Consider the following 25,687-nt stretch of genomic DNA (forward strand, 5'->3'; position numbering starts at 1 on the left):
TCTGGGGTTCCTCAGAACGGGATGTCGTCGTCGAAGTCTGGCGGAGTACCTTGTTGCGACGGCGGTGGGGTCTGCGGTCGCGGCCGCTGAGCGGGCTCTTCGCCTTGGCCTTGAGGGCGACCGCCGAGCAGCTGAAGTCGGCCATTCACCTGGTCGACGACGATCTCGGTGGTGTAGCGTTTCACTCCGTCTTTTTCCCACTCGCGGGTGCGGAGAGTGCCTTCGACGTAGCACTGGCTCCCTTTTCGCAGATACTCACCCGCGATTTCGGCGATCTTGCCGAAGAACACTACGCGGTGCCACTCGGTACGCTCCTGCTGCTGGCCGGTCTGCTTATCTTTCCAGCTTTCGCTGGTGGCCAGGGTTATGTTCGTTACGGCGTTGCCGTTCGGGGTGTAGCGGACTTCCGGGTCGCCGCCGGCGTTGCCGACGAGAATCACTTTGTTGACGCCTCGTGCCATGGTGTTGCTCCTATCGGATGAGTGAAGCTCAGGTGGAGGAAGATTCGGCCTCAGCGTGCTCGCCGGATGCCTTGTAAAGGAGACGTTCGGTCTCCTGATTCATCTGCTTGAGCGCGATGCGGATGATCATCTCGGCGTCCAGCAGGTGTTTGTTGCTCTGTGGGTCAGCGCCTGCTGCCACCAGGCGCTCATGGTCGCGTCGGTAGGCTTGCGCGATCTGGCGGAATATCGCGCCTGCTACCTGCAGGCCGGGAGCGAGCAGGTCAGGCGCAGAAATCGGGGGTAAAGCGATTACCCTGCCGTCCTGGGGAAGTAGAGAGGCGGAGCTGATCAGCGCACCCTGCAGGGGTTTGTCGTTCTCGAAGGCTTCCCCGATGGAGTCCAAGAAGGCTCGGGCCTCGGCCGGATCCTCGGGCAATCGGAAAATGACATTGACGAAGCTGCTCATTTGTTACCTCACAGTTCGCAGGGGACGGAGCGCGTGGTCGATCGGGGCGTTGCTTGTTCGTTTCGAGGCGGTTTGGAGAACCGGCGTAGGCGGTCGGAGCGGATCTCTTCGGTGAGCTCGTTGACGCGCTGCTTCAGGCGCTGGTTCTCGGTGAAGGCGATCTGCAGATTCCGGTTGGCCGTTTCGGGATTGCCGGCGCGATGAAGAACCTTCACCAGGAGGAATTGCTCGCGGTCACGATCGGCCTCGTGACGCCACACGGCGGTTTGCTCTCGCAGCTCGTCGTAGCCGCACCGGTAATAGGCGGCTACGCCCGCGAGGGCTTTGACGTGGCCACGTCGGTTCACTTCCAGGAGGCCCCACCCTTGAGGGAGTTCGTCCGCCTGGATCACACCGGCCGGGGCCAAGAAGTATCTCCAGTTGCCGACGCCTCCCGACACCCGATGAGACTTCCGACGATCCGCGAGAAAGTCAGAGCGGCTGACCTTGCATTCGATGACGATGGATCCGTCTTCGAATCCCGCGGCGCGGAAGCCGATTGCGTCGGGAATTTCCCCGGTCCAGCCCGTGCGGCACTCACTGACAGCAACATGGCAGCCTGGACCACCGGCGCTGTTTGGCCGTTGAAGCCATTTCACCGCGATGTCGCACAGATCGCGGTGGGTGAAGTCGGGCTGATTGGAGGGCTTCATGCGGCCTTCTGCATTGCCGAGCGCATCTGGCTCATGGTTTGGCGGTGCTGCCGCAGGGCGGACTTGTAGCTGGCTTTGGCATCTTTCTGGGTGCGACACCACTCTCCCTTCACTTCCGAGTGCTGTTCGCTATGCCGACAGCGGTACATGCGGTACTCAAATTTCCCTCCGCTTTCGCGCCATTCGACTTTTGGCTTCATCCCGCCAAGCAACCAATCGCCGAAACTTTCGCAGCAGTCCCAGTCGAGGTATTCCGCGAACTTGGTCTTTTTCGGCGGCAGCGGCAAATGCTGCAAGGCATATCGCTTGCCTTCCTCGCTGACGTGGAACACCACGTCGGTGGGGTCGCAGAATGCCGGTGTCCGGCCGACAACCATCAACTCCACTTTGACCAGCGCCTCCAGATCCGGCATCGCGTAATGCCCTGGTCCGGCCAAGTAATGGTTCCGATGCGACTCGCGTTGGTCGGGGCGAAGGCCAAGCGTGTGATGCAGCAGACGAAGCTGCTGCTCAGGAATCGATACCTGGGTCATGCCGCAACCTCTTCCTTTAGTGGAAGGTACGTTGTTACGTTCGAGAGGACTGCCTGCAGCAGGCGGGCATTCTCTGCGGTGAACTGGCGATGCTCTTCCTGGGATACCTCTCGGAAACCGTTCTCCAGGGCCTCTCGCGCAGGGCCTCGCCCTGCAGCCGCGAGTGCCTTGCGCGAGGTGTCGTTGACGAAGTAGCGAATACGGCCGTTGGCATGGTTACTGGACATTGAAATCTCCTTGGGCAACGGACAGCGCTGCGAGGCTGTTGCGTACCCAGATTGGGGTTTTGCCGATTGAGTAGGTCTGCCCGCTCCAGACCAGGAGTAGGGTGGTACCGAACGCCTCGCCGATCGCTTCGGCTGCATCCGGGGGCACCGCGTTGCCGATCCGCTCCCTCCAGTCACCATCGGAGAGCCCGTCGAGTTCCAGATACTCTTCCGGCTCGATCAGGCTTTGGAGCGCACAGAGTTCGAGCGTGGTGAAGGGACGATGCCAGGTGTTGTCAGGGGCGATGATCCGAGCCACAACGCGCTCGTTATCTGCAGGGATCCTTGGGTCAGCTACCGACCAGGATCCGTTGTCATGGCCTGCTGCTGCGGATACCGCGCCTGCAGGCGAGTCCCAAGGGACCACGCCGTAGTGACCGGCAGTCAGGTAGTTGTCGCCTTTCTTGCGGTCCAGGCCCGGGCGCGGGTCAGCGACCGCGAGAGCACCTGACGCAACCTGCTGGGCACCGATGACGCAACCAGAAGTTTCGTCCCAGCGTGTAACGCCGAGCTTTCGGCTGCTCGCACCAGGATGCCAGTTGGTATAGCGAGGATCCGCAATGGAGAGTTGGCCACCTTGCACGCCCTTGCCGCCGGCAATGACTGTGGACGAGGGTTTCTCCCATTCCAGGACTGCCAGGTTGTTACTGTGGCGATTCCAACCTGGACGAGGATCCGCCACTGCCTGGCCGCCTGAGCTTGGACCATGCCCGCTGGTAACGGTACCGGACGCTTGATCGAAGCGGACGACGCGGAAGACGTTCTTGTGAGTGCTGCTGTCTGCAGACAGGCGCGGGTCAGCCACGCTGAAGGTGCCCTGGCCAGGCGAGCGCTGGCTGGTCACCGTGCCGCTAGTGTCTCCCCAGTGCATGACGCCATACTGCGCATACTCGGCTTTGCTTTCCGGTCGCGGATCCGCGACAGCGAAGGCGCCAGTCATCGGCCGGGAATTACCCGTGACGGTGCCGGAATGATCTGCCCATTCGTGAACGCCCAGAATGCCGTTGTGCATGGCGTCGAAGCGGCGTGGGTCCGCAACACTGAATCGCCCCGTGGTGGCTTCGGCACGCCCGGTAACGGTCCCGGCGTGGGAATCCCAGCGGTGAACACCAAGGGCACCATCGCGCCAGGTCTGCTCGGGTACGATTAAGTAGTCGGTCAGCACGCCGTCTTCGACATTCAGCCTGTTCAGCGATCGCCAGTCCTTGCCCGCTTCAACGAAGGCCAGCCTCAACCAAGTCTTGAAAAACAGGTTCGGTACGCGGTGCATTGGACCGCCGTCGAAATGGCCGGGGAGAGGCATACGGCCCAGGATATCGCCTACCGAACGAAGCGACTTTTTCACAGGTTCATAGATGAAGTCCGGCACCTTGTTGATGTTGCGGCCGACGAGCAGGAATCGTTTACGGGATTGAGCGAGGCCACCGAGCTCGCCGCAATCGTGCGTCGTCTCGGCAGTGGCGTACCCGTAGCGGCGCAGCAGTTGAACGATCTGATCGAGGAGGCGGCGGCCACGATTCTGGATGCGAGGCACGTTCTCGAAAACGATCAGCTCCGGGAGGTCATCCTGGAAGGCCTCCAGCATCAGCCATACGCCACGTAGGGTTAGACGGTTCAATGCCTGGTACTTGGCGGTCTTGCTGCGGTTTTCCGACAGCAGTCCGCTGAACCCTTTGCAGGGGGCCGAGAGGAAGACGATATGGGGGTATTCGCCGCCGGCCGCATGACGGATATCTGCCGCAGTGGCTTCGCGCCACTCCCGCGGCGGCTCTTTGCCGTGGAAGTCCTTGAACTGATCACGATCGAAGAGATCGAGGACGGTTCCGCGAGATCCGCTGAGGCGTTCAAAATCCCGGATTGCTGCCGCGTTGACGTCGATGCCACCGATGCAGCGGAACTTGCCTTGGAGGTTCCCTACGCGAGGGTTGGCTTTGTTGAAACCTTTAGCTCCACCGCCCAGCCCGCAGAACAGGTGGAAATGGCGAATCTCGCGGGTAAGGATCTTGGGGTGAATATAGGCAGTCATATCGCTCAGATCCCCTGCGGCTGTTCTTCGCCGCCCAGGGCATCCAGCAGCTCCGGAACGAATTCGCTCAGGGTGAGCATCATCAGAACGAAGCTGGCATCGAGTTGGGATAGAGCATCGTCGCCTCCATCGCGCTCGGCCTGTTCCTGCAGCAGATCTTCGAAGCGGAGACCGCGGACGGTGAGTTTTTCGTCCAGGGTGAAACTGAGTTTGTCGTTCCAGGCCAACGACAGCCGCGTGACGAGCTTGCCTGCGGAAAGGTGGTTCTGGATCTCGTCGCTGGTCAGGTCCTGACGTTTGCAGCGAACGGTGCCGCCTTCCTCGTGGGTGTCGCTTAGCTCGCAGTTGTCCAGGACGAAGAATCCTTCGCTGGCCTGCTGGTTCTTCAGCCAATCGGTCAAAGTGGCACTGGGGGCCACCTTCACCGCTATCGGTCGTACCGGCAGAGAGCCCACAGCTTCGCGAAGTGTCGAGAGGAGATCTTCGGCCTTTTTGGCGCTCGACTCGTTCACGATGATCAGTCCCAAAGGTGGAGCGATCGCGGCGTAGGTAGTTGCTTTGCGGATGAAGGCCCGAGGGAGGAACGCCTGGACGATGTCGTCTTTGAGTTGGTCGCGCTCTTTCTTGTAGACCTTGCGGCTTTGCTCGGTCTCGATCTCTTCCACTTTCTCCGTCAATGCGTCACGGACGACGCTGCCGGGAAGGATGCGTTCCTCTTTCCGAGCCGCCACTAGGTAGAAGCCGCTGCTTTCGTGCACGAGCGGAGCATCTTCACCTTTGCCCAGCGGAGGAATGAAGCCGTAGGTAGTGAGTTCTTGGCTGCCGCAGGCGCGAGCTGGCTTCGACTTCAACGCATGGGCGAGCGATTCGCCATCGATTCCAAGATCTTTCGCGAGGTCTTGCGTCAGGCGGTAAAGCAACAGGTTAGAGAAGAACATGACAGCTCCTAGAACGTTGTGCGGATGGCTTGCTGAGTCCGACTGGTTTTTGCAGCCCAAGCCATGTACGGGTGACGAAATTCGCGATTGAAGATCGCAGCAGCTGCCTTGTCGGTGTCCAGGTCCCGGCGGGAAGAAATCGAGCATTTGGCACGGATCAGGTCAGCGGGATCCCGATCACCGCTGGCCAGACCAAATGGCGAGCTTTCCGAGCGGAAAGCAGATTCTTCGTTCAAGAACTGGATAAACCCCCTGTCCTTCGACCAGAGCCCGGCGAGCTGCGAAAGCTTCATGCGTGATCTCCTTTTGACTTTCGTTGTGCTATAATCGCAGACAATACGCAAAAATAACAACGATGCAAGGAAATTTAGAAAATCGGCTGATTTCTACCGAAGCAGGGATTTCCTGCTCCGATCACCGGTAACGCTTCAACGTGAGCCAATCACCTGGCCATGCCTTGACTATCGTTAGACTATCCGCGCCTGATTTGAGCGAATGGGCGGGCATCTGTCAACTTTCGTTGTATTATAACTGCTAGACATGGTGTAAATAACATATTTACACCATGTCTAGGGCGGCCTGAGGCCGTTTCAGCGGTCATTGGCGAGGTATCGCGCAGGCAGCTTTCAGTGATGAGGGAGAGAAGTAGAGTGGCGGTTTGGTGGAAAAATGGTTTTAATGCGTATTGTCATAGTGCGCGGAGGTTTTGACGTGGGTGAAGACAACTTGAAGATTTCCTGCGTCCTCGTAGGCGATGCGGCTCTCGATTTCGAGAAATGCCAGGTAACGCTGAAAATTCCTGCGCGAGCGCCGGGTAAGCAGCGGCAGCAGTCACTGGCGATATCTGCAGCAATGCTCGTGCTGGATGCCACAATTCAGCGCTACCAAGCCGAAAAGGGCGAGAGGTACCCTGCAATAGATCAACTTCTAGAGTATGCTGGCTGTAGGCCAGCAGACATCAACAAGCTGCTTGGAATCACGGAAAGCGCGACTTCCTGAGTGTTGGCCGCGGCTGTGAGGCGTTTTCCGTTGGAACTGAGCCAGGACGAACAAAGGAGCGGAGGATGAGCAAGGCTGTGCTTGTTGGGCTTGTCGCCGAGAAACACGGGTTAACCAAGGCAGAAGCATCGGAAATCGTGAATACCGTGCTTTCTGGTATACAGAGTGCGCTGGTCAGTCAAGGGAGTATTTCCCTGGTCGGTTTCGGCGTGTTCAGCGTTGTCGACCGTGCTGCGCGAAACGGACGCAACCCGAATACTGGTGAGCCTGTGACTGTGGCAGCCAGGAAGGCGGTGAGATTCACCCCGGGGGAACCGCTGAAGCGTGCAGTGAACGCTCAGTAATAGATGTAGAGCCAGGCCCTTCGGGGCCTTGTTTCAGGCGTGGTTTCTGTATTGCACAATACAGAGACTTGAATGTTTTTTCTGTATTGCACATTACAGACTTGCAAGCAGCGGGGGTGCTGGTGAGCCACAGACGGCCGACCGAGGAAGCCTATGCAGAGCTGCAGGCTGCCTACGATTTCTACAATGACCATTTGTTCGCGAGCCAGGAGCGGCTGCCGGCGTGCTTGATCACATATCAGCGCGAAAAGCGGACCATGGGGTATTTCTCTCAGGCCCGTTTCATTCGCCGCGATGGGATCAAGGCGGATGAGATTGCGATGAATCCCGACTACTTCGCAGTGATTCCCCTGGTCGAGATCCTACAGACGCTAGTGCATGAAATGGTGCACCTCTGGCAATACCATTTTGGAAAGCCAAGTCGAGCCTGCTACCACAACACAGAGTGGGCCAACAAAATGGAGGCTCTGGGCTTGATGCCCTCCGACACGGGCAAGCCTGGCGGCAAGAGGGTAGGGCAGTCGATGAACGACTACGTCATACCTGGCGGTCGGTTCGATGTCGCAACCCGGGAGTTGCTGAAAAGAGGGTTCGCCATCTCGTGGATGGACCGATTCCCGGTCGACGTGAGGGGACCATCGCGTCCGATGTCGCTTATGCCAGCATCGCTGATGCCTCCGGCAAGTCAGGACTACCAGGGGGACGATGATTTGGACGCCGGCGTAGACGAAATAGCTGACGAGCTGGATCCGGCTATCGCCCTGGCCTATCAGGCCCCAGCAGCAGTGGCGAGTCTCGATGTGTCAGTGAGGCAACCAGGTGACAGGAGCAACAGGCTGAAATATTCCTGCCCAGGCTGCCGGCTAAACATGTGGGGCAAGCCAGGGTTGAAAGTTATTTGTGAGGAATGCGAGGAGCGCTTGGTTGTCCTGGAGCTGTCTGCAGACTCTACCCAGGAAGCTCTTGCTGCTGATTGAACCTCAGTTCAAACTGTTGGCCCCATGGCGATGTTCAAAAGACTGGAGAAGACTATGCAGTATGGAGCGACTCATGAGTTCACCCTGGAAACCGCATCGGGCGTTTTCCATCAGGCCGGCATTCAGATCATGGGGCCGGACACCTGGTGTCCGCTACTGGCCGAGAAGGCGAAACCGACCGTTGAGAACACTGCAGTGTTCTATACCCGTCTTGCAGGTCCTGAGGGCGGACCGACCGAGCAACTGCGCGAATTGCTAGAGCGTTCGTTGGCGTTGATCTCTTCTGGCGGAGCTGACCCGGTGATTCGTGTCCACCTGCACCGCGGCGAATACCAAGCGCTGGATGCTGCTGCTTTCCAGGCGGTGGTCGGTACTGGCGTTGCCGTTGTCGAGCTCAATGATTGACTCAGGCGGAAGGGGCTCTTATGGCTGACAGAATGACTCCCGAGCAGTTCAAGAGCGAGTATCGCCGCAAGGGATGGACTGGGCTAGCGCTCGCCGAGCGCTGGTCGTTGTCGCCTGCCTGGATCAGTAAGCTCGGCAATGATCCCGATCGGGAAGCGCACTGGGATGATGCCGTTCGGGGTCTCCCGACCGTTAAAAAATTGAAGTCCAGTTCAAAATAGCACTTGCTATAGATTGAACCGGGGTTCAATATTCCTCCGTCGAATTCATTCTCGCTGGAGGTCCTCATGTACGACGTTGTTATCGCTCGCGAAGCCTGCTTTCTAGACAAATCCATTTCGCGGGGAGAGGTCGTGTCAGTCCACCGCGACATGGTCGCTGCCATGAGCGCCCGGGACAAGTTGAACAAGCGCAAGCGCGCTATCCACAGTGAGAGCGCGTTCATCGCAGTACATTCGGAAAACGCGCTTCGCAAGGGCGATATCGTTGAGCAGCTGATCGAGGACTACGACCGCGAGCAGCGTCGGGCCTTTTGCAAGCGGCTGATGGCAGCGATTCTTTCGATGGAACTCACGGGCAAGCCGGACCGGCTGGCCGATGATGCGGGTTTCTACCTGCAGCAGGAAGGCCTCACCCTGGACGAGCTGCGCGAGCGCTACGAGCAGGAAGTTCGCGAGGAGCACCAGGAACATGTGCTCCAGCAGCAGGAGGCTGCGCATTTGCGGGCACGCGGGTACGAGGCGCAAAAGGCCATCGATATGATCCGCAACGAGCCATGTTTCTCCGTGCCTGCAGTCCGCGGCGTGCAGGCACGTGGCGAGTTCTACTTGGCCCAGATTCCCTATCCGATATTGGCGAAACTATTCGTCTTTGACGAAGAAGAGGCGGTGCCGGCGGAGCTGAGGGCACAGCGTGCCCTCAACAAGAAGCGGGCAGAGGACATCAGCGAATACATGCTGGCCAACCGCGACGAGTACGTCCTGCCGGCGTTGACTGCCAGCGTCGACATCGCCATGGCCTTCGAACCGTTCGAGGGGATTCCTCAACTCGGCATGCTCCACATCCCGATGAGCGCGACCATGTTGATCAACGATGGCCAGCATCGGCGCTACGCGATCGAACTGGCTCTCAAGGGCGACACCACGTTGCAGAACGAGACGGCGCCGGTACAAATTCATTTCGACCAGGGCCTAAAACGCTCGCAGCAGATCTTCGCTGACATCAACAGCAAGGCGGTCAAACCATCGTCTGCCATCAACGCGCTGTACGACCACCGAAATCCCTACAACGCCTGGATCCAGAAACTGCTCAACGGCATGCCCAACATCAAAAAACGCATCGACTTCGAGAACGCGACGCCTGGGCAGCGTTCGTACAAGCTATGGAGCCTGGTGGCGTTCAAAAAGTTCGTTACCCTGCTCACCGGTGTCAGCGAGCGAACCATCGGCCTGGTCGACGAAACACGCCTGCATGGGATCGAGGGATTGGTTCGTCAATTCCTGGAGGAGTGCGGAAAACATCTGCCTCAATGGGCCCACATGATCAGTGGCGGGATTCCCGCGGCTGATGTGCGAGAAGTCATGGTTATTGGTCATGCGGTGTTCTTGGAGGCGCTGGGGATTTTTGGTCGGGAAGCGCTGTTCGCAGGTACCTACCTGACGCCAATCGACCGCGATGCGAAAGTCATAGATCCGAGCCGCGCCCGGTGGCATTCCATGCAGCGCCTTGCTGCTGTAGAAACGAGCAAAGGCGACGCTATGTGGGAAAACCGTTGCGTGGTGCTCGGCAAGATGCAGAAGACTACCGACGGTACGAAGTCCACTGCTGCCACACTTCTGAAGATCGCCGGCCTCTCCCTACCTGAGGACTTAGCGGCTGTGAACGCCCGAGTTGAAGCCTCGCAATAGCGAGGCTGCTCCCCAGAAAAGACACTACAAAGCAATCACAATCACGAGGTATGGCAAATGAGTTTCATGAGGCGAGCAGCAGCAAGTATGGGGTTGATTTTGATGGCTGCGTCAGTTTCTGTGGGGGCCGAACCGTCGCTGGTGGAGTTCACAGTGCAGGGCGAGGGGGTGAACAGTCGCGTGACGACCGAAGTTGGCACCCCAACCCCCATATCGCAGTCCCAAAATGAGCACAGCTCGACGTGTGAGTTAGGCCGCGAGAACCCGCCTGTTATCGCCAGTCTCGATCTTCAAGCAAGCGACAGTGTCCACATCCTGCTGTTCCCGATTGAGAGAAGCACGGGCGGAGTGAAAACCCTCATATCGGGGGCGCCTCAGAATTCGGAAAAAATCGTACTACAAGGGCTTCCCCATTGAGCGCAAGCGCAATAGCGATTGTGTTCTGTATTGCTGCACTGCTGCGCGTGCCGGATCGACGTAAGAAGGTGAAGGACTGCGGTACTACAAACGGTCATATTGAGCTGATGGCTCGGACCCTGATGAAAGACGCACGTGAGGACCTCGTTCGCTAACCGGGACTGAATTCCCCATACGATTTTCAGGTATACCCCACGTAGGTCCAACCCGCTTCACATCAACGACGGCAGTGCACATTGATCCTCTTTTTATCTGCTCATGGTTCTACCCTGACGCCTTAAAAGTTGAGCAATAGGAAGCCAGGGCCTACGCACCAGTTGGTTCTACCTGCTCAAGCTTGAACGTGTCGCCGTAATGCAGGACGGCCCAGGCCATCCTTGCATTCTTGGCGGCAATCGCGACGGCCGCACGCCAGTAACCGCGACGTTCAATCAGATTGCGGATCCAGCGACTGAATGTATCTTGTTTATCGCCCAGGTTGGCCATTACAGATCGAGCCCCGAGCACCAGTAGACTCCGTAAATAGGCATCCCCGGCTTTGGTGATACTCCCCAAACGCTGCTTTCCACCGCTAAGAACCGAACTACGAGGGCAGTTTTTAGCTCTGGACAGCCTGAATTTGTTTTGGGATTCAGCAAGCCTCAATCCTGATTGCTATTACTTTGTCGTTGAAGGAAGTGGCTTCGTTAATGGCTGTTTAGGCCCCTCCGTGCGTTTGGTGTCGAGCGTTGAGGTTGTTGATTCCCTCTGCAAAGGGGATGCAGTGGATTTTTTAAGCGTTAACAAAGTCCAGCTCCTCGCCCCTCCAGCGATGACCAATCAATCCGAGTTCTCGATGAAGCTGCTCTCCGAAATTCGGATCAAGGATGGTACCCAGCCGACCCCGGTGTACGAATTTGTCACGAGTGATGGCCACGTCTATTCGAGCGCGAGAGGCTGAATCATGGTCATCTCGTTGGATGAGGTAACGGAGTTTCTTTACGGCGCTGGGGAGCTATTGGAGGGTTGGACAGGTACGAGAGTTGACCTGGTTCAAGCTGCGCACGAACGCTTTTCAGGTAAAGCGTTTTGCCTGGTGCAGCGCTGGATTCTGGTCGAACTACCTCCGGAAGAGGTCGAGCCGTTGCCGAATGGAATCGCGCCCATGGTGATCTTTGCCCATGACGTGATCCATGACAGCCGGAGGCGTTTTGCACCGCGCTCCTGGGTGAGATCTACGTATGCGGTTTCGTTCGAGCACCCGTGCATGTTTGAAACGAGAAGCACGATCTACCTTCTCGTCGGTGATGGTTACCGGAAGCAGGCGAAGCTCGAGCTGGTTTTGTCGTTGCAGCCGTAGAGCATTCCAGATTTTTTGAGCCCGGCCCCCTCTGGGTGGCCTTAGATGGGCGACGTTTTTTGCCTTCCGTAGCGTGGAGTACGGGGTTCCGTATGAAGGTTTTGGTTTTCTCAGATCTGCACCTGGAGTTTGCTGACTTCCAGCCACCTTCAGTAGACGCGGATCTCGTTGTACTGGCGGGCGACATTTCAGTGCGTAGCCGGGGTGTGCATTGGGCGAATGAGGTCTTCGATTGCCCGGTGATTTATGCCTGTGGCAACCACGAGCATTACGGCGGAAACGTTGATCGGACGTTGGCCAAAATGCGTGAGGCCGCTGCGCACCACGTGCATGTGCTGGACAACCAGAGCATCGTCATTGGCGGCGTCCGTTTTTTGGTCGCTACGGCTTGGACGGATTACACCGCAACCGGCGATTACAGGGCCGCGATGCGGGAATGCGCAGAGTGGATGACTGACTTCAAACGGATCCGCGTCGGAACGGGCTACAGCAAGCTTCGCCCGGTCGACCTCATTGCCCGAAACATTGCTGCTCGTGCTTACCTGGCCTCAGAGCTCGCCAAGAGCTTTGACGGTTCGACCGTTGTGGTCACGCACCATTGCCCTATCCCTGAGGTTGCCGGGAGTGGTCATGAGGGTCACTTGGGGGCTGCTTATTTCAATACATGGTACGACTTGGTAGCGCAGGCCGACGTGTGGATTTTTGGCCATACGCATCACGCGGTGGACACAGTCGTCTCTGGCTGTCGTGTGGTCTCCAATCCGAAAGGGTATCCGGGTGAGCGCTCGGGGTTTTCTTCAGAGTTCACCGTCGATATTTGAAGGTCGCTTAAGCGATCAGCACCAAGTGCATTGGTGTGGTTTAGGTGCATGAACAGGAAGTGTAAATGGCAGATCAAATCAAGGAATACTGCGGTGAAGAGCTCTCGACTTTTCAACTCAAGCGGGTCATCCGGGCAATGGCTCAGAAGTACCCTATGCCCATCACGGCTTACCTGAGTGATGTGGTCAAGCAGCGTCGCAAAGGCAATGCAACGTTCCTTTGGGGTCGAGATAACGGGGTACTTGTCGAGTGTGCGATATGAGGCCGGTGAGCTATCCCTCAAAGGGATCGTTTTCGGCGATCGCGAGCGTCGCTTCGAGGATGGGTCGTCGATCATCACATCAATCGTCCTCGACTCCCAAGAGCTTCAGGGCTTCCTGGTTGTCCGAACCCTACGCAGTGTCTATGTGGTGTGCGATTGGGCTGGCGACTGCGCTGGTGAGAATTCGAAAACCAGGCACTGAGTGTATGGCTTGAGTCCTGATGAGCGAGTTAAAGAGTGGGGTATGAAATGAAGCTCACGCGATTACATGAACCCAACGAAATTGTTGACGTCACGTGTGACGGCTGTGGGTGTTCCACGCGGGGGCGCGAGGGCGATTTTCAGTTTGGAACATTGCACGGGGCATGGGGTGACGGGGCGACACACCACAGTGAGGTGTACGAGTTGCACCTCTGCGAAAGCTGTTTCTTCACTCAGCTATCAGGCATCAAGCGAGCGCGATGGCTCGGCATGATGTTCGAAGAAAAAGCGGACGCCTTCCTGGCCGATGAAGCCTTTGGGCGGATAGAAAACTCCACGAGGGGGAGGGGTTGAAGCGGGATCGTTGAGGGTTCCGCTCTTAGGTAGATCCTGCAGGTAGTTGATGGCCATGAGCCATTGAAATGGCGACTTCCGAAATATTTTTCAAAGACCCCCCTTGAAATTTTTTTTGCGGGACGGAGTATATTATTTGTAATCAAAAAAAAGCTGCTCTCTCCCACCTCTCCCCCGTCACTCGTCGAATAACCTTCAGCTGCTTCTATTGCTTTGCTTTTTCTTTTCGCTATCAACATGAAGGTCGAGTGGCTTTTGATGCTTCTTTGATCAAAGGCTACGATGTCTCCTGGCTTGAGCCGTCGTAAAAAAAATCGCTTATCCGGCCGCTAGGCCGGCTAGCTTTTCTGTTGACCTCAAATGCAGAGCGGCTTAGATTTTTTTTGAGCAGCCCTTATTACGGCCTCGGTGGCCGTGACGCCGTTTCCGAGCCCGTTCGAGGCCAATTTGAAGGCACCAATGGGCGGTCTAGGCTGGCCTAGTGGCCGATAGCTCTTGCCCAGCCCAGGTATCTTCCATGAAGGATAATCAGGCCAGGATGAATGAGGTTACCGCAGACCTTCATTATTGCGATTTGATCTTCACGAGCCAAGAATCTGCTGAGTTGAAACGGCTGGCCAAAGAGCTTCAGGCAGCTGGCCAACACCCAGAGCTCGTGAGCTGTATCCTCGAGAATATAGGGGTGGTAGAGAGGGATGACCGACATACTCAACGCCCTCAAGCCTGAGTAATCTTGAGCTCACGCCACCCGGAACCTTTGTCCATTGGAGCAGCAGTCATGAAAGACCTCAGCAAAATGCTTCCTCATGATCATCCGATGTACGCGGAAGCCGTCGAGGCGTTGAAGGCGTATCACCAGGCGCAGAATGGCGGTATTACTGGCGCTGAGCTTGAGCGGCTGCGTTTGCTCGCTGAGCATCGCTTCCAGGCGGTCACGGACTATCAGCTTCAGGCTCTGGGCGGCCCGGCAGCGACCAGTCATTGAACGATGATACTGGTTAGTCGACTGGCATTCCTAAGTATGAGTTTGGCATTAGGCCCAATTGGGCCGTACATTTTCACTTCGATGTAGCAGTCGAATATGACAAACTATCCTCTTCTTGAAACAACCATTTAGGAAGCAAGCATATGTCTCGTCTCGTCGAGTTCCGACGCTTGGAGCAGCAACTCGCTCAGCAGCTCGCAGAGCTGGAAGCTATGAAAGGTGATTCCGCAATCAAGGCGGAAATGGAGTTTGAGGAAAAGCTGCGCGCTCTGCTCGGTGAGTATGGCTACACCCTTCGGGACGTAATCAACATCCTTGATCCGCAAGCAGGCACTCGCCGTCAGGCTACTCAAGTGCAAGAAAAGCCATCCCGCAAGCCACGTGAGGTGAAGGTCTACAAAAACCCACATAGCGGTGAATTGGTGCAAACCAAAGGTGGTAACCACGCAGTTCTCAAAGCTTGGAAGGCCGAACACGGCGCTGAGACCGTGGAGTCGTGGCGCCAGTGAACAACGCGCCTGAACAGGATGATGGCATCCTAGGTAGCCTCATCTGGTAAGTGTCCGACATCAAAACCTCACCGAAGAAGAGAACTCTTTCGGGGCAACTAAAACCCCATCGAGGAGAGTCGGAGGCCCCGTGCAAGACCATTGAAAAACCGCCTTTTGTGGCGGTTTTTTATGCCCAGCTATTGGACAGCACTTTGTGGATAATAGGCAGTATTAATGAGAGTGCCGGGGAAGTTCTCAAATTTGATAGTCCTTAGAAGATTATGATGCGCTGCGGCACCTCACATCCTTAATGCTTCAAAATTACTCATCAGCGTAAGGCTTGGGTAGGTTCCTCCTTTTGGTAAGCTATTCTTACCTAATGCTTAAGGAAACTTAAGCTATACTGTTGTGGAACTACGTGCCACATTAACTCATCATCTCCTTGATTCTGAAATTCATGAGGCCACATGAGCAAGGTATGGCGTTCGCTCAGGCAACAAGCTGAGCAGTTTGCGGGCTGGAACCCCGTTATGCGATGGAATGTGGAGTACCGCGTTCTCGAACATGACTGCTTCGAGGCAGCTCTGGGCGCCAATCTCGGGTTCAGCTTGAGGCACCTGGGCGGAGACAAGCTGCAGGCCTGGCTGACGGCGCTGCTCCGCTCTGAGCCGGCAATCGCTGTGCAGTCTGCAGCTGATCTCGAGCGTTTCGTAAAAGATGATCCGTCCTGTGTCGATCACTATGTCGCGCTGTCCTCCTGTGCAGGCTTCCAGGCTCTGCAGCTCTATCGCATCAGTCATATGCTCTGGCTCAATCTCGAACACCACAACGCCATGATGTTGAAGAACTGGGCTGCTCAGGTGTGGGGAATCGATATTCATCCTGGCGCGGAGATCGGCAAAGGTGTAGTTGTCCGCCATGGCCAAGGCTTGGTGATTGATGACGGTGTGGTGATCGAAGACGATGTCACGCTTTGGAATGCGGTTAGCGTCCTTCGCAGCCCTGTAGGGGCATGCAAAAGCCCGGTGTTGAAGCGGGGCGTCACTGTTCACGCTCAGTCAGTGTTGTGTGGAGGCGTGATCGTCAAGAAGGGCGTCACGTTGCCGGAGTGCACCCTGTTCACTGAATCTGTTGCTGATGTCGTGAACTAGGTTGATTACGGTAGAAAGTAGCTCTCCAGGCACTTCAGGAGGTTTCGGATCTTCGTCACGGACTCTAGATACTCACCCTGGGCGGTCGACTCGGCCACTATCCCTCCACCACCCCAGCAACTGATCGTCCCACTGTTGGCGAGCAGTGTCCGGATGGTGATCGAGCTGTCCATATGGCCGGCTGTGTCGAGATAGAACATAGAGCCGCAGTAGATGCTGCGCTCAGTCGCTTCCAGCTCATCGATGATTTGCATGGCGCGCTTCTTCGGTGCACCCGTGATCGATCCACCGGGGAACGCATCGAACAGCAGGTTTATCGGATCTCTGCCCTCGGCTAGCTCGCCCTGGATAGTGCTGACCAGGTGATGAACGTTTGGGTATGACTCGATGCTGAACAGCTCAGGGACGCTGACTGAGCCGGATCTGCAGTTCTTCCCGATGTCGTTACGAAGCAGGTCAACGATCATCAGGTTTTCAGACCTATCTTTTTCGCTGGCTGCCAGTTTTTCTGCGTAGTGTTGGTCTTCAGCGCTTGTCCGGCCCCTAGGCATCGTGCCCTTGATAGGTCGAGTTTCAACCCGCCCATTGATGCTCTGAATGAAGCGCTCGGGTGAAAAACTCATTATGGCGTCATGCTGACCCAGGTTGATGTAGCCACCGAAAGGGGTTGCGCAATGGTTTCGGAGGATTTCATAGGCGCGCCATGGATTGCCCGAATAGCTGGTAAAGAACTTCTGTGTGAAATTCACTTGGTAGCAGTCACCCGCTGCGATGTAGTCATGGATGCTGGAGATGGCATTTTCGTAAGCGTTGTAGGTAACGGTCGGAGTAAACTTGGCGCCCAATGTGAAAGGCTCGTCTGTTTTCCTTGTCGTGCCCGATTGAAACAGCGAAATGATGCTTTTGCGTTCCTGGTTATTTACAGCCGGATTGAAGATCAGTCGTGATTGGCGCGTTTGATGGTCTGATACTAGGGCCCAGGTGTATAGACCGATAAGGGCAGTTGGGATCTGCACCCTCTCCGACGGCTTGAGACCAATCACTGCTCGGCCAAAGTCATAGCTGAGATACCCCATGAGGCCGCCCGTGAATGGCAACTCTTCATCTGGGCGCCTATGCCCGAGGCTCTTGAGCGCAGCCCGTAAACGCTCTGCGAATGCTGCTGAAGACTCACCTTCATACGGTTGAAAGCTTCTGATCGGCCAGGCGCTCATCAGATCGTAGCGGCCTCGTTGGGACGTTGGGCGACCAGAGTCAAAGAGAACAGCCCCAGGGGCATTACGGATAACTGCGAAAAAGACGGTGGGGTCTGCCAAGTAAGGGAGAGGATGCACGTGAAAAGGCTGCATACAAGGCTCCAGCGAGTTCAAGACGTGTGGATCGTTGATCGGGCTATATCGCTGCGAGCTGGCAGGGATCACCCGGTAGCGGAAATCTCCCGGCTTGCACTGTAAGAGCAAACGAGCTGACACCGAAGGGATAACGTACAGATGACAGCTGAGGCCCTGGCTGCAACTGACGCCACAACTCGGCGAATGAAATGCCGAGGCCTGGGTGCTTGAGGTGTGGGGCCAGTTGCTGCAACGGATAGAGCACGAACGCCCGGTCGAGAATTTCTGCTCTGGGGAGCTCTATCCCCTCATGGAGGCCCGCGAGGTCATCAAACAGCAAGATATCGATATCAAGGGGAATGAAGCGTTGAGTGCTGCTGGTTCGCCCATGAAGGAGTTCGATGTCTTTGATCCACGCGTTGAGTTCGGCCAGGCTGAGGTCGGTACTGCCCCCTACGACCAGGTTGTAAAACGGGGATTGTCGAGGGTCTATCGAGGCGCTTTCATAGATAGGCGAACGGCGCAGAGGGTCGATGTGTTCTTCAAGCATCGACAGGGCCATATCAATGTGGATTTCCCGCTCTACATTGCTGCCAAGGCCGAGATAAACATAATGTGTTGGCATAGTTTCAATTCACCAGGTGCTTACCTATTTGACGTCCATTCCGCTTGGCGTCAAATAGGTTGGGAAAGGAGGCCGTCAATGGCAAATGGCTAAAGTCAACCTAGGAAGTAATTCAGTATCAGGGTGGCCAGGAGTGCAACGAGGGAGGCAACAACGGTTCCTCCGGTAAACTTCTTGAGTGCCTCCGACAGCGAGACATTCAAATACTCCTTCACGACCCAGAATGCCGAGTCGGTGACGTGTGCCCAGCCTATGGAGCCGGCGCCAATAGCGACGACCAAGATTTCCGGTTTCAGGTGAGGGTCAGCGGCCAGCATTGGGTTGATCATGCTCGCAGCGCTTACCATGGCCACAGTTGCCGAGCCCACGGCGAAGTGCATCAGCCATGCGATGAACCATGCCAGGATGATCAGGTTGATATCAGTGCCGGCCAGCATGTTCGAAATCGCTTTACCAACGCCGCTCTCGATAAGGACGGCGTTGAAAGCCCCGCCGGCGCCGATCACGAAGATGATGTTTGCAAGCGCTGGGAAACCGCGTTGGGTAATCTCTAGCAGTTGCTGCATGGTGCGGCCTTGGCGCAAGCCAAGAGACCAGTAGGCAAAGGCGACGGAGATCATCAGGGCGGTCAGTGGGTTGCCCACAAACTGCGCGACATGCTGTACCAGAGAGTCAGCCGGTAGGCCAGCAGCAGCGGTTTTGAAGACCATCAGGATCAGTGGCAAGGCGATGGTCATCAGCGTAATGCCGATGCCTGGGAGTGCCCGTTCAGCAGGCAAGTGCTTTCCGTGCGACTCCAAGAAGCTTTGCTGCTTTTCGCTCGCTGCTTTTCCGCAGAACAGACTCACCCAGATGGGCCCGGCAATGATCATGGTCGGAATGCCGACCATAAGGCCGTAAAGAATCACGGTACCTACATCGGCATGTAGCATACCAGTGATGGCCATGGCAGCCGGGTGGGGGGGGAGGATGCAGTGGATGGTCATCAGAGAGATGGCCAGTGGGATCCCAAGAAACATCAAGTTGATCTTGGTTTCGCGGGCCACCACATACACCAAAGGTATGAGAAGTACGAATCCAACCTCGAAGAACACAGGAATGCCAGCGATAGCGCCGACGATAGCCATGACCCAGTGGGCCCGTGTTGATCCCAAGTTGTCGAGAAGAGTCTTGGCCAGCCGCTCGGCCCCGCCTGACTCCTCAAGCATTTTGCCCAAGATGCCGCCGAGCCCGATGATGGCGATCAGGAACCCAAGGGTTCCGCCTATTCCCGACTCCAGTGATTTGACGATTTGAGTTGCCGGCATGCCGGAGCCGAAGCCGACGACAAAGCACGCGATTATCAACGCCAAGAAAGCGTGAAGTCGTACTTTCATGATCAAGAAGATGATCAGTGCAATGGAGGAAAACAGAACTCCTAACAGCTTGCATTTCTATGCCTCGCACCTTGTTTTCTTTATTTGGGCAGCTATAAATGAGATAGGTAAAGTGCCGAAGCTTTATTGATTAGGCATGGCTTACTTCAACTTGCAATTTCAATTTTTACGAGTAGGAATACCCCCTTGGGTTGACGTCCAAGAGGGTACAAGTCACCTACACCAATTTTTGATCAAACACTTAGGTACTATGGCGAAACGAGCGCGGGACGCGCTCATCTCAACCGATAGACTCAGAGGAGTACGAATCAGGCGACGGCGGGAACACAATCGTCTTGTTCTCGTTCATGAACACACGCCCGTGCACGTAGGCATGAATGGCCCGTGCCAGCACCTGGCTTTCTACGTCTCGACCCAAGGAGACATAGTCTTCTGGGCTTTGCGCATGGGTGATTCGAACAATGTCTTGCTCGATGATGGGGCCTTCATCCAGGTCGGCGGTGACGAAGTGAGAGGTTGCACCGATCAACTTCACGCCTCGCTCGAAGGCTTGCTTGTAGGGGCTGCCGCCTTTGAACGACGGGAGGAACGAGTGATGGATGTTGATGATCCGCCCCGACATCTGCTGGCACATTTCGTCAGACAGAATCTGCATGTAACGGGCGAGTACGATCAGCTCTGCACCCGCCTCGCGGACGATGCGCATCTGTGCTGCTTCAGCTTCAGCCTTGTTCTCCTTGGTCACCTTAATATGGTGGTAGGGAATACCATGCCCTTCGACCACCTTTTGGAAATCCAGGTGGTTGGAGATCACACCGACAATATCGATTGGCAGGGCGCCGATGCCCCAGCGATACAGCAGGTCGTTCAGGCAATGGCCGAAACGGGAAACCATCAGAATGACTTTGCGCTTGGCGCGCTCATCGAAGAATTCGAACTCCATCTTGTATTTATCAACAAGGGGTTGGAACTCTTTTCTCAGATCTTCAAGCGACTGGCCTTCTTCCGAACGGAAGGTAATACGCATGAAGTAGTGGTTGGTGCTCTCATCGTCGAACTGTGCGCTGTCGCGGATGTTGCAGCCGCGAGAAGACAAGAAGCTGGTGATGTCAGCTGTGACGCCACGGATCGAAGGGCAAGTTACTCGCAGTACATAATTATTTTTAGTCTTGGTCATTTGGGATCACCTTAAACAGCAACAGCTTCTTTTTTGGTTACGATTTTGTGCTGACGCTTGAACGCGGTCACAGTGTTGGCCAGCAGGCACGCAATGGTCATCGGGCCAACACCGCCTGGTACTGGTGTAATCGCCGATGCATGCCCTGCTTCGTCATATGCAACATCGCCGACGATGCGCGACCGGCCATCACGTTCAATGCGGTTGATACCTACGTCGATAACGACAGCGCCTGGCTTGATCCAATCGCCTTTCACCATCTCAGGCCGCCCTACCGCTACCACCAAAATGTCGGCAGTTCGGCACAACGCAGGGACATCTCGCGTTTTGGAGTGCGCGACGGTCACGGTGCAGTTCTCGGCCATCAGCAGCTGGGCCATTGGCTTACCAACAATGTTTGATTTGCCGACAACTACAGCATTCATTCCGGCCAAGCTGCCCAAACGGTCTTTCAGCATCATCAAGCAGCCCAGCGGGGTGCAGGGAACCAAGGCGTCTTGGCCTGTGGCCAAACGGCCAGCGTTCAGGATGTGAAAACCATCCACATCTTTGTCTGCATCAATGGCATTGATAACCGCGTTGGTATCAAGGTGTGCAGGAAGAGGTAGTTGCACGAGAATGCCATTAACTTCCGGAGCGGCATTCAGCTCGTCCAAGAGACCCATTAGCTCAGCTTGGGTTGTATCAGCGGGCAGCCTATGAACGAACGACTGCATACCGATGGCCAATGTCTGGCGGTGTTTGGCACTTACATAAACGCCACTTGCTGGATCCTCGCCAACAAGTACAACAGCCAGGCCAGGAATGAGTCCTGTTTGCTCTTTAATCTCGGTTACTTCTTCCGTAAGTTTGTCCACGAGATTGGCTGCAAAGCCTTTCCCGTCGATACGGTCGGCCAAGAATTGATTGTTCATGAAACTAACACCTCAACGTCATTGACTGGCGTGATTGGTTTTCATTGGCGCAAATTTGAGGAGTGGGGGTGTTGTTTGCCACCCCCTTTAGAGCTCTGGTCTTATTTGACCAGTAAAGCTCCGCGCGCCATGAATTCCTTGAATTGCTCTTCAGGAACGAAAGCGCCACCAGTTGTCCAAATGACGTGTGTTGCCTGAGCGAGTTTATTGCTCAGTCCGTGAGCTTCTTGATAAGCACGACCTTGATTGCTGTTCACGATGAACTCTGGGCCGGCAAAGCCTGCAGTAGCTGATGGCTCAAGGCGAATTGCTTGAGTGGTTTGCGCCTTCCAGAGCCAGCGGAACAAGTCGTCGTCGTCGACAGTGAAAACGCCGGACAGCATTGGCTTCATGACATCCGCTACGAACTCCGACATACGGGCAACCGCCATACCGTCTGCTTCAGTTCGGTTAGTCAGGCCAACGTCATACACCGAAATCAGCTCTTTAGAACCGCTCATCATGTGAACCATGGCACATGGAGACTGAACCGGCTCAACAAAGAAAGCGTGAGCGGCATCGCCGAAAATAGCTTTCAGTCCGTATGCCGCGCCACCGGGTGCACCGCCAATACCGCATGGCAGGTAGATGAACAATGGATGGTCTTCATCGATGGTGACCCCCTGCTCTTTGAGCTGCACTGCCAGCTCGCTGGCAGCAGCGCTGTAACCGAAGAACAGCATTTCCGAGCGCTCATCATCCACGAAGTAGATGCTTGGATCGCCCTCTGCATCAATGCGAGCGTGTTCGACTGCAGTGGTATAGTCGGCCTTGTGCTGCACGACCTCCACGCCCAGGCGTGTGAGCCGATCAACTTTCCATTGTTTGGCGTCCGACGACATGTGCACCACTGCTCGGAAGCCCAGAGCGCGAGCGGCAATACCAACGCTCAGCCCCAGATTACCTGTGCTGCCCACGGCAATGGTGTGCTGGGCAAAAAGAGCGCGGGCCTGCTCTCCCACCAGGACGGTAATATCGCCACCAGGAGTCAGGATGCCGCGCTTTTCAGCCATCTTCTTGGCGTGCATAAAGACTTCATAAACGCCACCACGTGCTTTGATCGAACCCGCGACGGGCAAGTCCCCGTCTGCCTTGACGAAGACACGACCGTATTCCGAAGTGCCATACCCGAGAGCACCACGCAGATCTTCGGCTTCGATCAGCTTGGACTGGATCCGGCCCTTCGATGCCTTGAGTTCGGGGAAGCACGTCTCCAGCACTGGCGCCAGCAGCTGCCAGTTTTCTTCGGCCTCTTTAACTTGAGCAGCCCGGATCGGCAGCGATTGGTCAGCAATGCCGTTGGCTTTCAGGTTCGGGTTTAGCCAAAGCGCAGGTCGGCCAGCCAGGACATCGTCACGCGCTGGATCATTGGGAAGTTGAACGCTCATTTTTATTTTCCTACAGCGTGGAGTGAGGCGGATGGTCTAGGCATCCGCCATGTACCCCTTAGGCATAGATTGGGAAGTCGGCAACCAGTTTGGCAACTACTGCGCGGCTCTTCGCGATGACGGCGGCACGGGTAGTTTCGTCAGCAACTTGTGCATCGAAGATATCTGCGATCAGGTTGCCGATGACTTCGAACTCTTTGGCACCAAAACCTCGAGTAGTACCCGCTGACGAACCCAGGCGCAGGCCTTTCCACTCTGATGGCTTGGCGCTGTCGAACGGAATCGGGTTTTTGTTCGAGGTGATGTTGATTTCCGACAACGCGTCCTGCGACTGCTGACCGGTCAGATCCTTGGACGAAACATCTACCAGAACAACATGAGTATCAGTGCCGCCACTGACGATGCGTACACCACGCTTCTGCAGAACTTCTGCAAGCAGGCGAGCGTTCGCTTTGACGTTTGCACCATAGGTCTTGAATTCATCGGTCAGAGCTTCACCGAGGCACACTGCTTTACCGGCGATGGTTGCCAGGTGTGCGCTGCCTTGTACGCCTGGGAAAACAGCCGGTTGAAGCTTCTTGAAGAGGTCTTCGCGGTTGGTCATGACCAAGCCGCCGCGAGCACCACGGAGGGTCTTGGTGGTGGTGCAGGTCACGATGTCTGCGTGTGGAATCGGCGAAGGGTGCACTCCAGCAGCGACAAGTCCGGCAAAGTGGGCCATGTCCACCAGGTAAGTTGCGCCAACCTTATCGGCAATCTCTCGCATACGCGGGAAGTCGATTTCACGTGGGTAAGACGAGCCACCCGAGATGATGAGCTTCGGCTTGTGCTCCAAGGCCAGAGCTTCGACGTTGTCGTAGTCGATTCGGCCAGTTTCGCGATCTACGCCATACGAAACGATGCTGAACCAACGGCCCGACTGGTTCGGCTTTGCGCCGTGGCTCAGGTGCCCACCCGAAGCCAGATCCAGGCTCAATACTGTGTCGCCTGGTTGCAGAAGTGCAAAGAACACAGCTTGGTTGGCCTGGGTGCCGGAGTGTGGTTGCACGTTCACGAAGCCGCAGCCGAAAAGTTCTTTTGCGCGGTCAATGGCAGCTTGCTCGACAACGTCGGCGAAATCAGCGCCGCCGTGGAAACGCTTGCCTGGGTAGCCTTCAACGGTCTTGTTGGTGATGACCGAACCGATGGCCTCCAGAGAGGCGAAGCTCACCGAGTTCTCAGAGGCGATCAGTTCGATCTGGCCTTGCTGACGTTTTTTCTCGTCTTGGAGAGCTTTGAAGATCAGCGGGTCGCGCTCAGCAAGATTGTCGTTGAAGTAGGAGTGGGTCATTACGGCGTTACCTTTGTTGGGGTTTTTTTCAAACCTATACCCTGTCCCAGATCAAAAAAAGCGAATAATATTTCAATAATACGTAAGCAATACTTAATGATTTTCTGAGATGTCGCTTTTTAGGGGAAACTTGATGGATATCAGTAAGTTGCGTGCCTTGAGAGAGCTTGCGGTACGTAAGACCATGGCAGCCGTTGCTGAAGCGATGCACGTATCGCCATCCGCTGTCTCCCAGCAGATTTCGCTGTTGGAGCAGGAGGTGGGGATCGATCTGGTAGAACGGCGCGGGAGAGGCGTAGATCTGACCATCGCTGGCAGAAAGCTCGTTGAGCGAGCCAATAGGATCTTTGAAGAGCTCGAATCCGCTAGGGCCGATATGGCCGAGTTGAAAAAGGTCGTGGCTGGAGACCTGAGGATTGCTGCATTTCCCTCAGTTGCAGCAGCGTTGATGCCCAAGACAATTCAAACACTCCATGCCACTCATCCTCGCCTGGAGGTGCTGTTTGAGGAAATGGAGCCTGAGGAAGGGATGAATGCTCTGCGCAGTTGGCAGACAGATATTGCGCTGATCGATGACTTGAACGTACCACCCGGCCTGCTTGACCCCAGTATCGAAATCACACCACTCATCGAAGACGTGTTCAACGTGATGATGTCGCCTGATCATCGCTTAGCAGTGATGGAGACTGTCACGTGGCAGGATCTTGAGCATGAAAACTGGGTGATGGATACAGCCTCCTCCACTTACACCAGGATGTTGACCGATGCTTGCCAGAAATCAGGGTACACGCCCAACATCATCGCGCGTTGCAAGGGATTCGAGGTTACCAGAGCGTTAGTTAGCGAGGGGTGCGCGATTGCCATACTCCCTGGACTTAGGGCTCGTAAAGATTTACAGGGCACACGAATTTGTCGACTGGAACCAGAGATTCGGCGCCGCATATCCATTGCATTTCGCAAGGGTGAGAAGAGGAGCCCGGCGCTTCAGGTGTTCGTACAATGCCTAGAGCAACACGCGGCTGAGATTCGGTGACCCCCCTAAAAATCAACATCATAGTGGCGTGTAGCCGCATTCGTAAGCTTAGCTTACGTAATATTGTAAAATTATTCGCTTTTTTTCTTTTTCTATAGGCGCTAGGTTGATCTCAACCGGGAGGAGACTCTCGGTTGGGCACACTCAATTGCTGATCCTGACATTCAGTAATTCGGTAGGTCTGACGGTGCTTCATATACCAAATTGGTAGAGGGATAGTCTTTCCCGCTTGACCGGCGAGAAGGAAAACGGATTTCACGGCGCGTACCGGAGCAATCCGGAAACGGCGCAGGGTGCAGATTGGAAACAATCGTATACAATATAAAATAATGGGCCTTCCCCTTTGTTTAGCTGCCAAAAATAACTACAAGGAAGCTTAAACGATGAATCATACCCAGCAACCCGAGGTGCGCTCCGCCGATGCCCCAGCGCTCGGCGGCGGTAGCAACCACGGTC

At 55.8% G+C, this 25,687-nt stretch carries 28 protein-coding genes and 1 pseudogene; 12 read left to right on the forward strand and 17 right to left on the reverse strand.

All coding sequences use genetic code 11. From position 1 onward, the window contains the following. Nucleotides 1-11 precede the first annotated feature (11 nt). Genes ssb through G1E_RS22110 form a run of 8 tightly spaced genes read right to left on the reverse strand, consistent with a single transcriptional unit; the run spans nucleotide 12 to nucleotide 5,657 of the window. A complete protein-coding gene (ssb, locus tag G1E_RS22075) occupies nucleotides 12-461 on the reverse strand; it encodes a single-stranded DNA-binding protein (RefSeq protein WP_009683786.1) in 450 nt (149 codons plus the stop codon). 28 nt (nucleotides 462-489) lie between these two features. Continuing rightward, nucleotides 490-909 (reverse strand): hypothetical protein, encoded by a 420-nt coding sequence (locus G1E_RS22080; protein WP_009683787.1) that lies wholly within the window; start codon nucleotides 907-909, stop codon nucleotides 490-492. A gap of 8 nt (nucleotides 910-917) precedes the next feature. Continuing rightward, nucleotides 918-1,601 (reverse strand): hypothetical protein, encoded by a 684-nt coding sequence (locus tag G1E_RS22085; RefSeq protein WP_009683788.1) that lies wholly within the window; start codon nucleotides 1,599-1,601, stop codon nucleotides 918-920. Continuing rightward, entirely contained in the window at nucleotides 1,598-2,134 is a 537-nt protein-coding gene (locus tag G1E_RS22090; protein ID WP_009683789.1) for a hypothetical protein, read from the reverse strand. Before G1E_RS22090 ends, G1E_RS22085 begins: the two co-directional genes overlap by 4 nt. Further along, nucleotides 2,131-2,361, reverse strand: a complete 231-nt coding sequence (locus G1E_RS22095; protein WP_009683790.1) for a hypothetical protein — start codon at nucleotides 2,359-2,361, stop codon at nucleotides 2,131-2,133. The genes G1E_RS22090 and G1E_RS22095 overlap by 4 nt, the downstream gene beginning before the upstream one ends. After that, nucleotides 2,351-4,426 carry a DNA cytosine methyltransferase gene (locus tag G1E_RS22100; protein ID WP_009683791.1) on the reverse strand — a complete coding sequence of 692 codons (2,076 nt, stop codon included), beginning with the start codon at nucleotides 4,424-4,426 and terminating at the stop codon, nucleotides 2,351-2,353. Before G1E_RS22100 ends, G1E_RS22095 begins: the two co-directional genes overlap by 11 nt. A gap of 5 nt (nucleotides 4,427-4,431) precedes the next feature. Continuing rightward, nucleotides 4,432-5,364 carry a recombination-associated protein RdgC gene (gene rdgC, locus G1E_RS22105; RefSeq protein WP_009683792.1) on the reverse strand — a complete coding sequence of 311 codons (933 nt, stop codon included), beginning with the start codon at nucleotides 5,362-5,364 and terminating at the stop codon, nucleotides 4,432-4,434. 8 nt (nucleotides 5,365-5,372) lie between these two features. Then, nucleotides 5,373-5,657, reverse strand: a complete 285-nt coding sequence (locus tag G1E_RS22110) for a hypothetical protein (RefSeq protein WP_009683793.1) — start codon at nucleotides 5,655-5,657, stop codon at nucleotides 5,373-5,375. Between the two features lie 418 nt (nucleotides 5,658-6,075). Here G1E_RS22110 and G1E_RS22115 point away from each other — a divergent pair, with 418 nt between their 5' ends. The 5 genes from G1E_RS22115 to G1E_RS22140 all read left to right on the forward strand — a co-directional run bounded on the left by G1E_RS22115 (nucleotide 6,076) and on the right by G1E_RS22140 (nucleotide 9,996). Further along, a complete protein-coding gene (locus G1E_RS22115) occupies nucleotides 6,076-6,363 on the forward strand; it encodes a hypothetical protein (protein WP_131201113.1) in 288 nt (95 codons plus the stop codon). A 65-nt stretch (nucleotides 6,364-6,428) separates the two neighbouring features. After that, on the forward strand, nucleotides 6,429-6,707 hold the full coding sequence (locus G1E_RS22120) for an HU family DNA-binding protein (protein WP_009683795.1): 279 nt from the start codon (nucleotides 6,429-6,431) through the stop codon (nucleotides 6,705-6,707). Between the two features lie 68 nt (nucleotides 6,708-6,775). After that, nucleotides 6,776-7,684 (forward strand): SprT-like domain-containing protein, encoded by a 909-nt coding sequence (locus tag G1E_RS22125; RefSeq protein WP_366945892.1) that lies wholly within the window; start codon nucleotides 6,776-6,778, stop codon nucleotides 7,682-7,684. Between the two features lie 24 nt (nucleotides 7,685-7,708). After that, nucleotides 7,709-8,089 carry a hypothetical protein gene (locus G1E_RS22130; protein WP_031642852.1) on the forward strand — a complete coding sequence of 127 codons (381 nt, stop codon included), beginning with the start codon at nucleotides 7,709-7,711 and terminating at the stop codon, nucleotides 8,087-8,089. A 287-nt stretch (nucleotides 8,090-8,376) separates the two neighbouring features. Continuing rightward, complete coding sequence (locus G1E_RS22140) at nucleotides 8,377-9,996, forward strand: DNA sulfur modification protein DndB (protein ID WP_043092171.1); 1,620 nt, start codon at nucleotides 8,377-8,379, stop codon at nucleotides 9,994-9,996. Between the two features lie 723 nt (nucleotides 9,997-10,719). Here G1E_RS22140 and G1E_RS22150 read toward each other — a convergent pair. After that, nucleotides 10,720-10,986, reverse strand: a pseudogene (locus tag G1E_RS22150) (transposase); the annotation flags it as partial. Nucleotides 10,987-11,356: 370 nt separating this feature from the next. Between G1E_RS22150 and G1E_RS22160 the strand changes: the two are divergent. The 3 genes from G1E_RS22160 (at nucleotide 11,357) to G1E_RS28460 (ending at nucleotide 12,836) form a co-directional block, all read left to right on the forward strand. Next, complete coding sequence (locus tag G1E_RS22160) at nucleotides 11,357-11,752, forward strand: hypothetical protein (protein ID WP_009683805.1); 396 nt, start codon at nucleotides 11,357-11,359, stop codon at nucleotides 11,750-11,752. A 92-nt stretch (nucleotides 11,753-11,844) separates the two neighbouring features. Then, nucleotides 11,845-12,573, forward strand: coding sequence for a metallophosphoesterase family protein (locus G1E_RS22165; RefSeq protein ID WP_009683806.1), 729 nt, complete (start codon nucleotides 11,845-11,847; stop codon nucleotides 12,571-12,573). 65 nt (nucleotides 12,574-12,638) lie between these two features. Beyond that, nucleotides 12,639-12,836 carry a hypothetical protein gene (locus tag G1E_RS28460; RefSeq protein ID WP_033690579.1) on the forward strand — a complete coding sequence of 66 codons (198 nt, stop codon included), beginning with the start codon at nucleotides 12,639-12,641 and terminating at the stop codon, nucleotides 12,834-12,836. Nucleotides 12,837-13,277: 441 nt separating this feature from the next. On the opposite strand, the gene G1E_RS28465 is transcribed toward G1E_RS28460, so the two are convergent. Then, nucleotides 13,278-13,448, reverse strand: a complete 171-nt coding sequence (locus G1E_RS28465; protein WP_157050342.1) for a hypothetical protein — start codon at nucleotides 13,446-13,448, stop codon at nucleotides 13,278-13,280. Nucleotides 13,449-14,169: 721 nt separating this feature from the next. On the opposite strand from G1E_RS28465, the gene G1E_RS22185 reads away from it, so the two are divergent. From G1E_RS22185 to G1E_RS22195, 3 genes are all read left to right on the forward strand, one after another. Further along, complete coding sequence (locus tag G1E_RS22185; RefSeq protein ID WP_009683810.1) at nucleotides 14,170-14,376, forward strand: hypothetical protein; 207 nt, start codon at nucleotides 14,170-14,172, stop codon at nucleotides 14,374-14,376. A 143-nt stretch (nucleotides 14,377-14,519) separates the two neighbouring features. Then, nucleotides 14,520-14,885 (forward strand): histone-like nucleoid-structuring protein, MvaT/MvaU family, encoded by a 366-nt coding sequence (locus G1E_RS22190; protein ID WP_009683811.1) that lies wholly within the window; start codon nucleotides 14,520-14,522, stop codon nucleotides 14,883-14,885. 449 nt (nucleotides 14,886-15,334) lie between these two features. Continuing rightward, nucleotides 15,335-16,018 (forward strand): serine acetyltransferase, encoded by a 684-nt coding sequence (locus tag G1E_RS22195; protein ID WP_009683812.1) that lies wholly within the window; start codon nucleotides 15,335-15,337, stop codon nucleotides 16,016-16,018. A 5-nt stretch (nucleotides 16,019-16,023) separates the two neighbouring features. On the opposite strand, the gene pabB is transcribed toward G1E_RS22195, so the two are convergent. The 7 genes from pabB to glyA form a co-directional block, all read right to left on the reverse strand. Further along, nucleotides 16,024-17,367 (reverse strand): aminodeoxychorismate synthase component I, encoded by a 1,344-nt coding sequence (gene pabB / locus G1E_RS22200; protein ID WP_009683813.1) that lies wholly within the window; start codon nucleotides 17,365-17,367, stop codon nucleotides 16,024-16,026. A gap of 43 nt (nucleotides 17,368-17,410) precedes the next feature. Beyond that, nucleotides 17,411-17,974 carry a 2-amino-4-hydroxy-6-hydroxymethyldihydropteridine diphosphokinase gene (gene folK / locus G1E_RS27975; protein WP_009683814.1) on the reverse strand — a complete coding sequence of 188 codons (564 nt, stop codon included), beginning with the start codon at nucleotides 17,972-17,974 and terminating at the stop codon, nucleotides 17,411-17,413. 95 nt (nucleotides 17,975-18,069) lie between these two features. Further along, nucleotides 18,070-19,398 carry a gluconate:H+ symporter gene (locus G1E_RS22210; RefSeq protein ID WP_033690580.1) on the reverse strand — a complete coding sequence of 443 codons (1,329 nt, stop codon included), beginning with the start codon at nucleotides 19,396-19,398 and terminating at the stop codon, nucleotides 18,070-18,072. A gap of 232 nt (nucleotides 19,399-19,630) precedes the next feature. After that, on the reverse strand, nucleotides 19,631-20,527 hold the full coding sequence (purU, locus tag G1E_RS22215) for a formyltetrahydrofolate deformylase (protein WP_009683817.1): 897 nt from the start codon (nucleotides 20,525-20,527) through the stop codon (nucleotides 19,631-19,633). Nucleotides 20,528-20,538: 11 nt separating this feature from the next. Next, nucleotides 20,539-21,441: a bifunctional methylenetetrahydrofolate dehydrogenase/methenyltetrahydrofolate cyclohydrolase FolD gene (folD, locus tag G1E_RS22220; RefSeq protein ID WP_029380372.1), complete on the reverse strand. Its 903-nt coding sequence runs from the start codon at nucleotides 21,439-21,441 to the stop codon at nucleotides 20,539-20,541. 101 nt (nucleotides 21,442-21,542) lie between these two features. Next, entirely contained in the window at nucleotides 21,543-22,868 is a 1,326-nt protein-coding gene (locus G1E_RS22225) for a D-serine ammonia-lyase (RefSeq protein WP_009683819.1), read from the reverse strand. 58 nt (nucleotides 22,869-22,926) lie between these two features. Then, the gene (gene glyA, locus G1E_RS22230) at nucleotides 22,927-24,198 is read right to left on the reverse strand and encodes a serine hydroxymethyltransferase (protein ID WP_009683820.1); all 1,272 of its coding nucleotides are present in this window, start codon (nucleotides 24,196-24,198) and stop codon (nucleotides 22,927-22,929) included. A 133-nt stretch (nucleotides 24,199-24,331) separates the two neighbouring features. Here glyA and G1E_RS22235 point away from each other — a divergent pair, with 133 nt between their 5' ends. Next, nucleotides 24,332-25,231, forward strand: coding sequence for a LysR family transcriptional regulator (locus G1E_RS22235; RefSeq protein ID WP_029380371.1), 900 nt, complete (start codon nucleotides 24,332-24,334; stop codon nucleotides 25,229-25,231). Nucleotides 25,232-25,687 lie beyond the last annotated feature (456 nt).

Source organism: Pseudomonas sp. TJI-51 (assembly GCF_000190455.2).
GTDB classification, from domain to species: domain Bacteria; phylum Pseudomonadota; class Gammaproteobacteria; order Pseudomonadales; family Pseudomonadaceae; genus Aquipseudomonas; species Aquipseudomonas juntendi.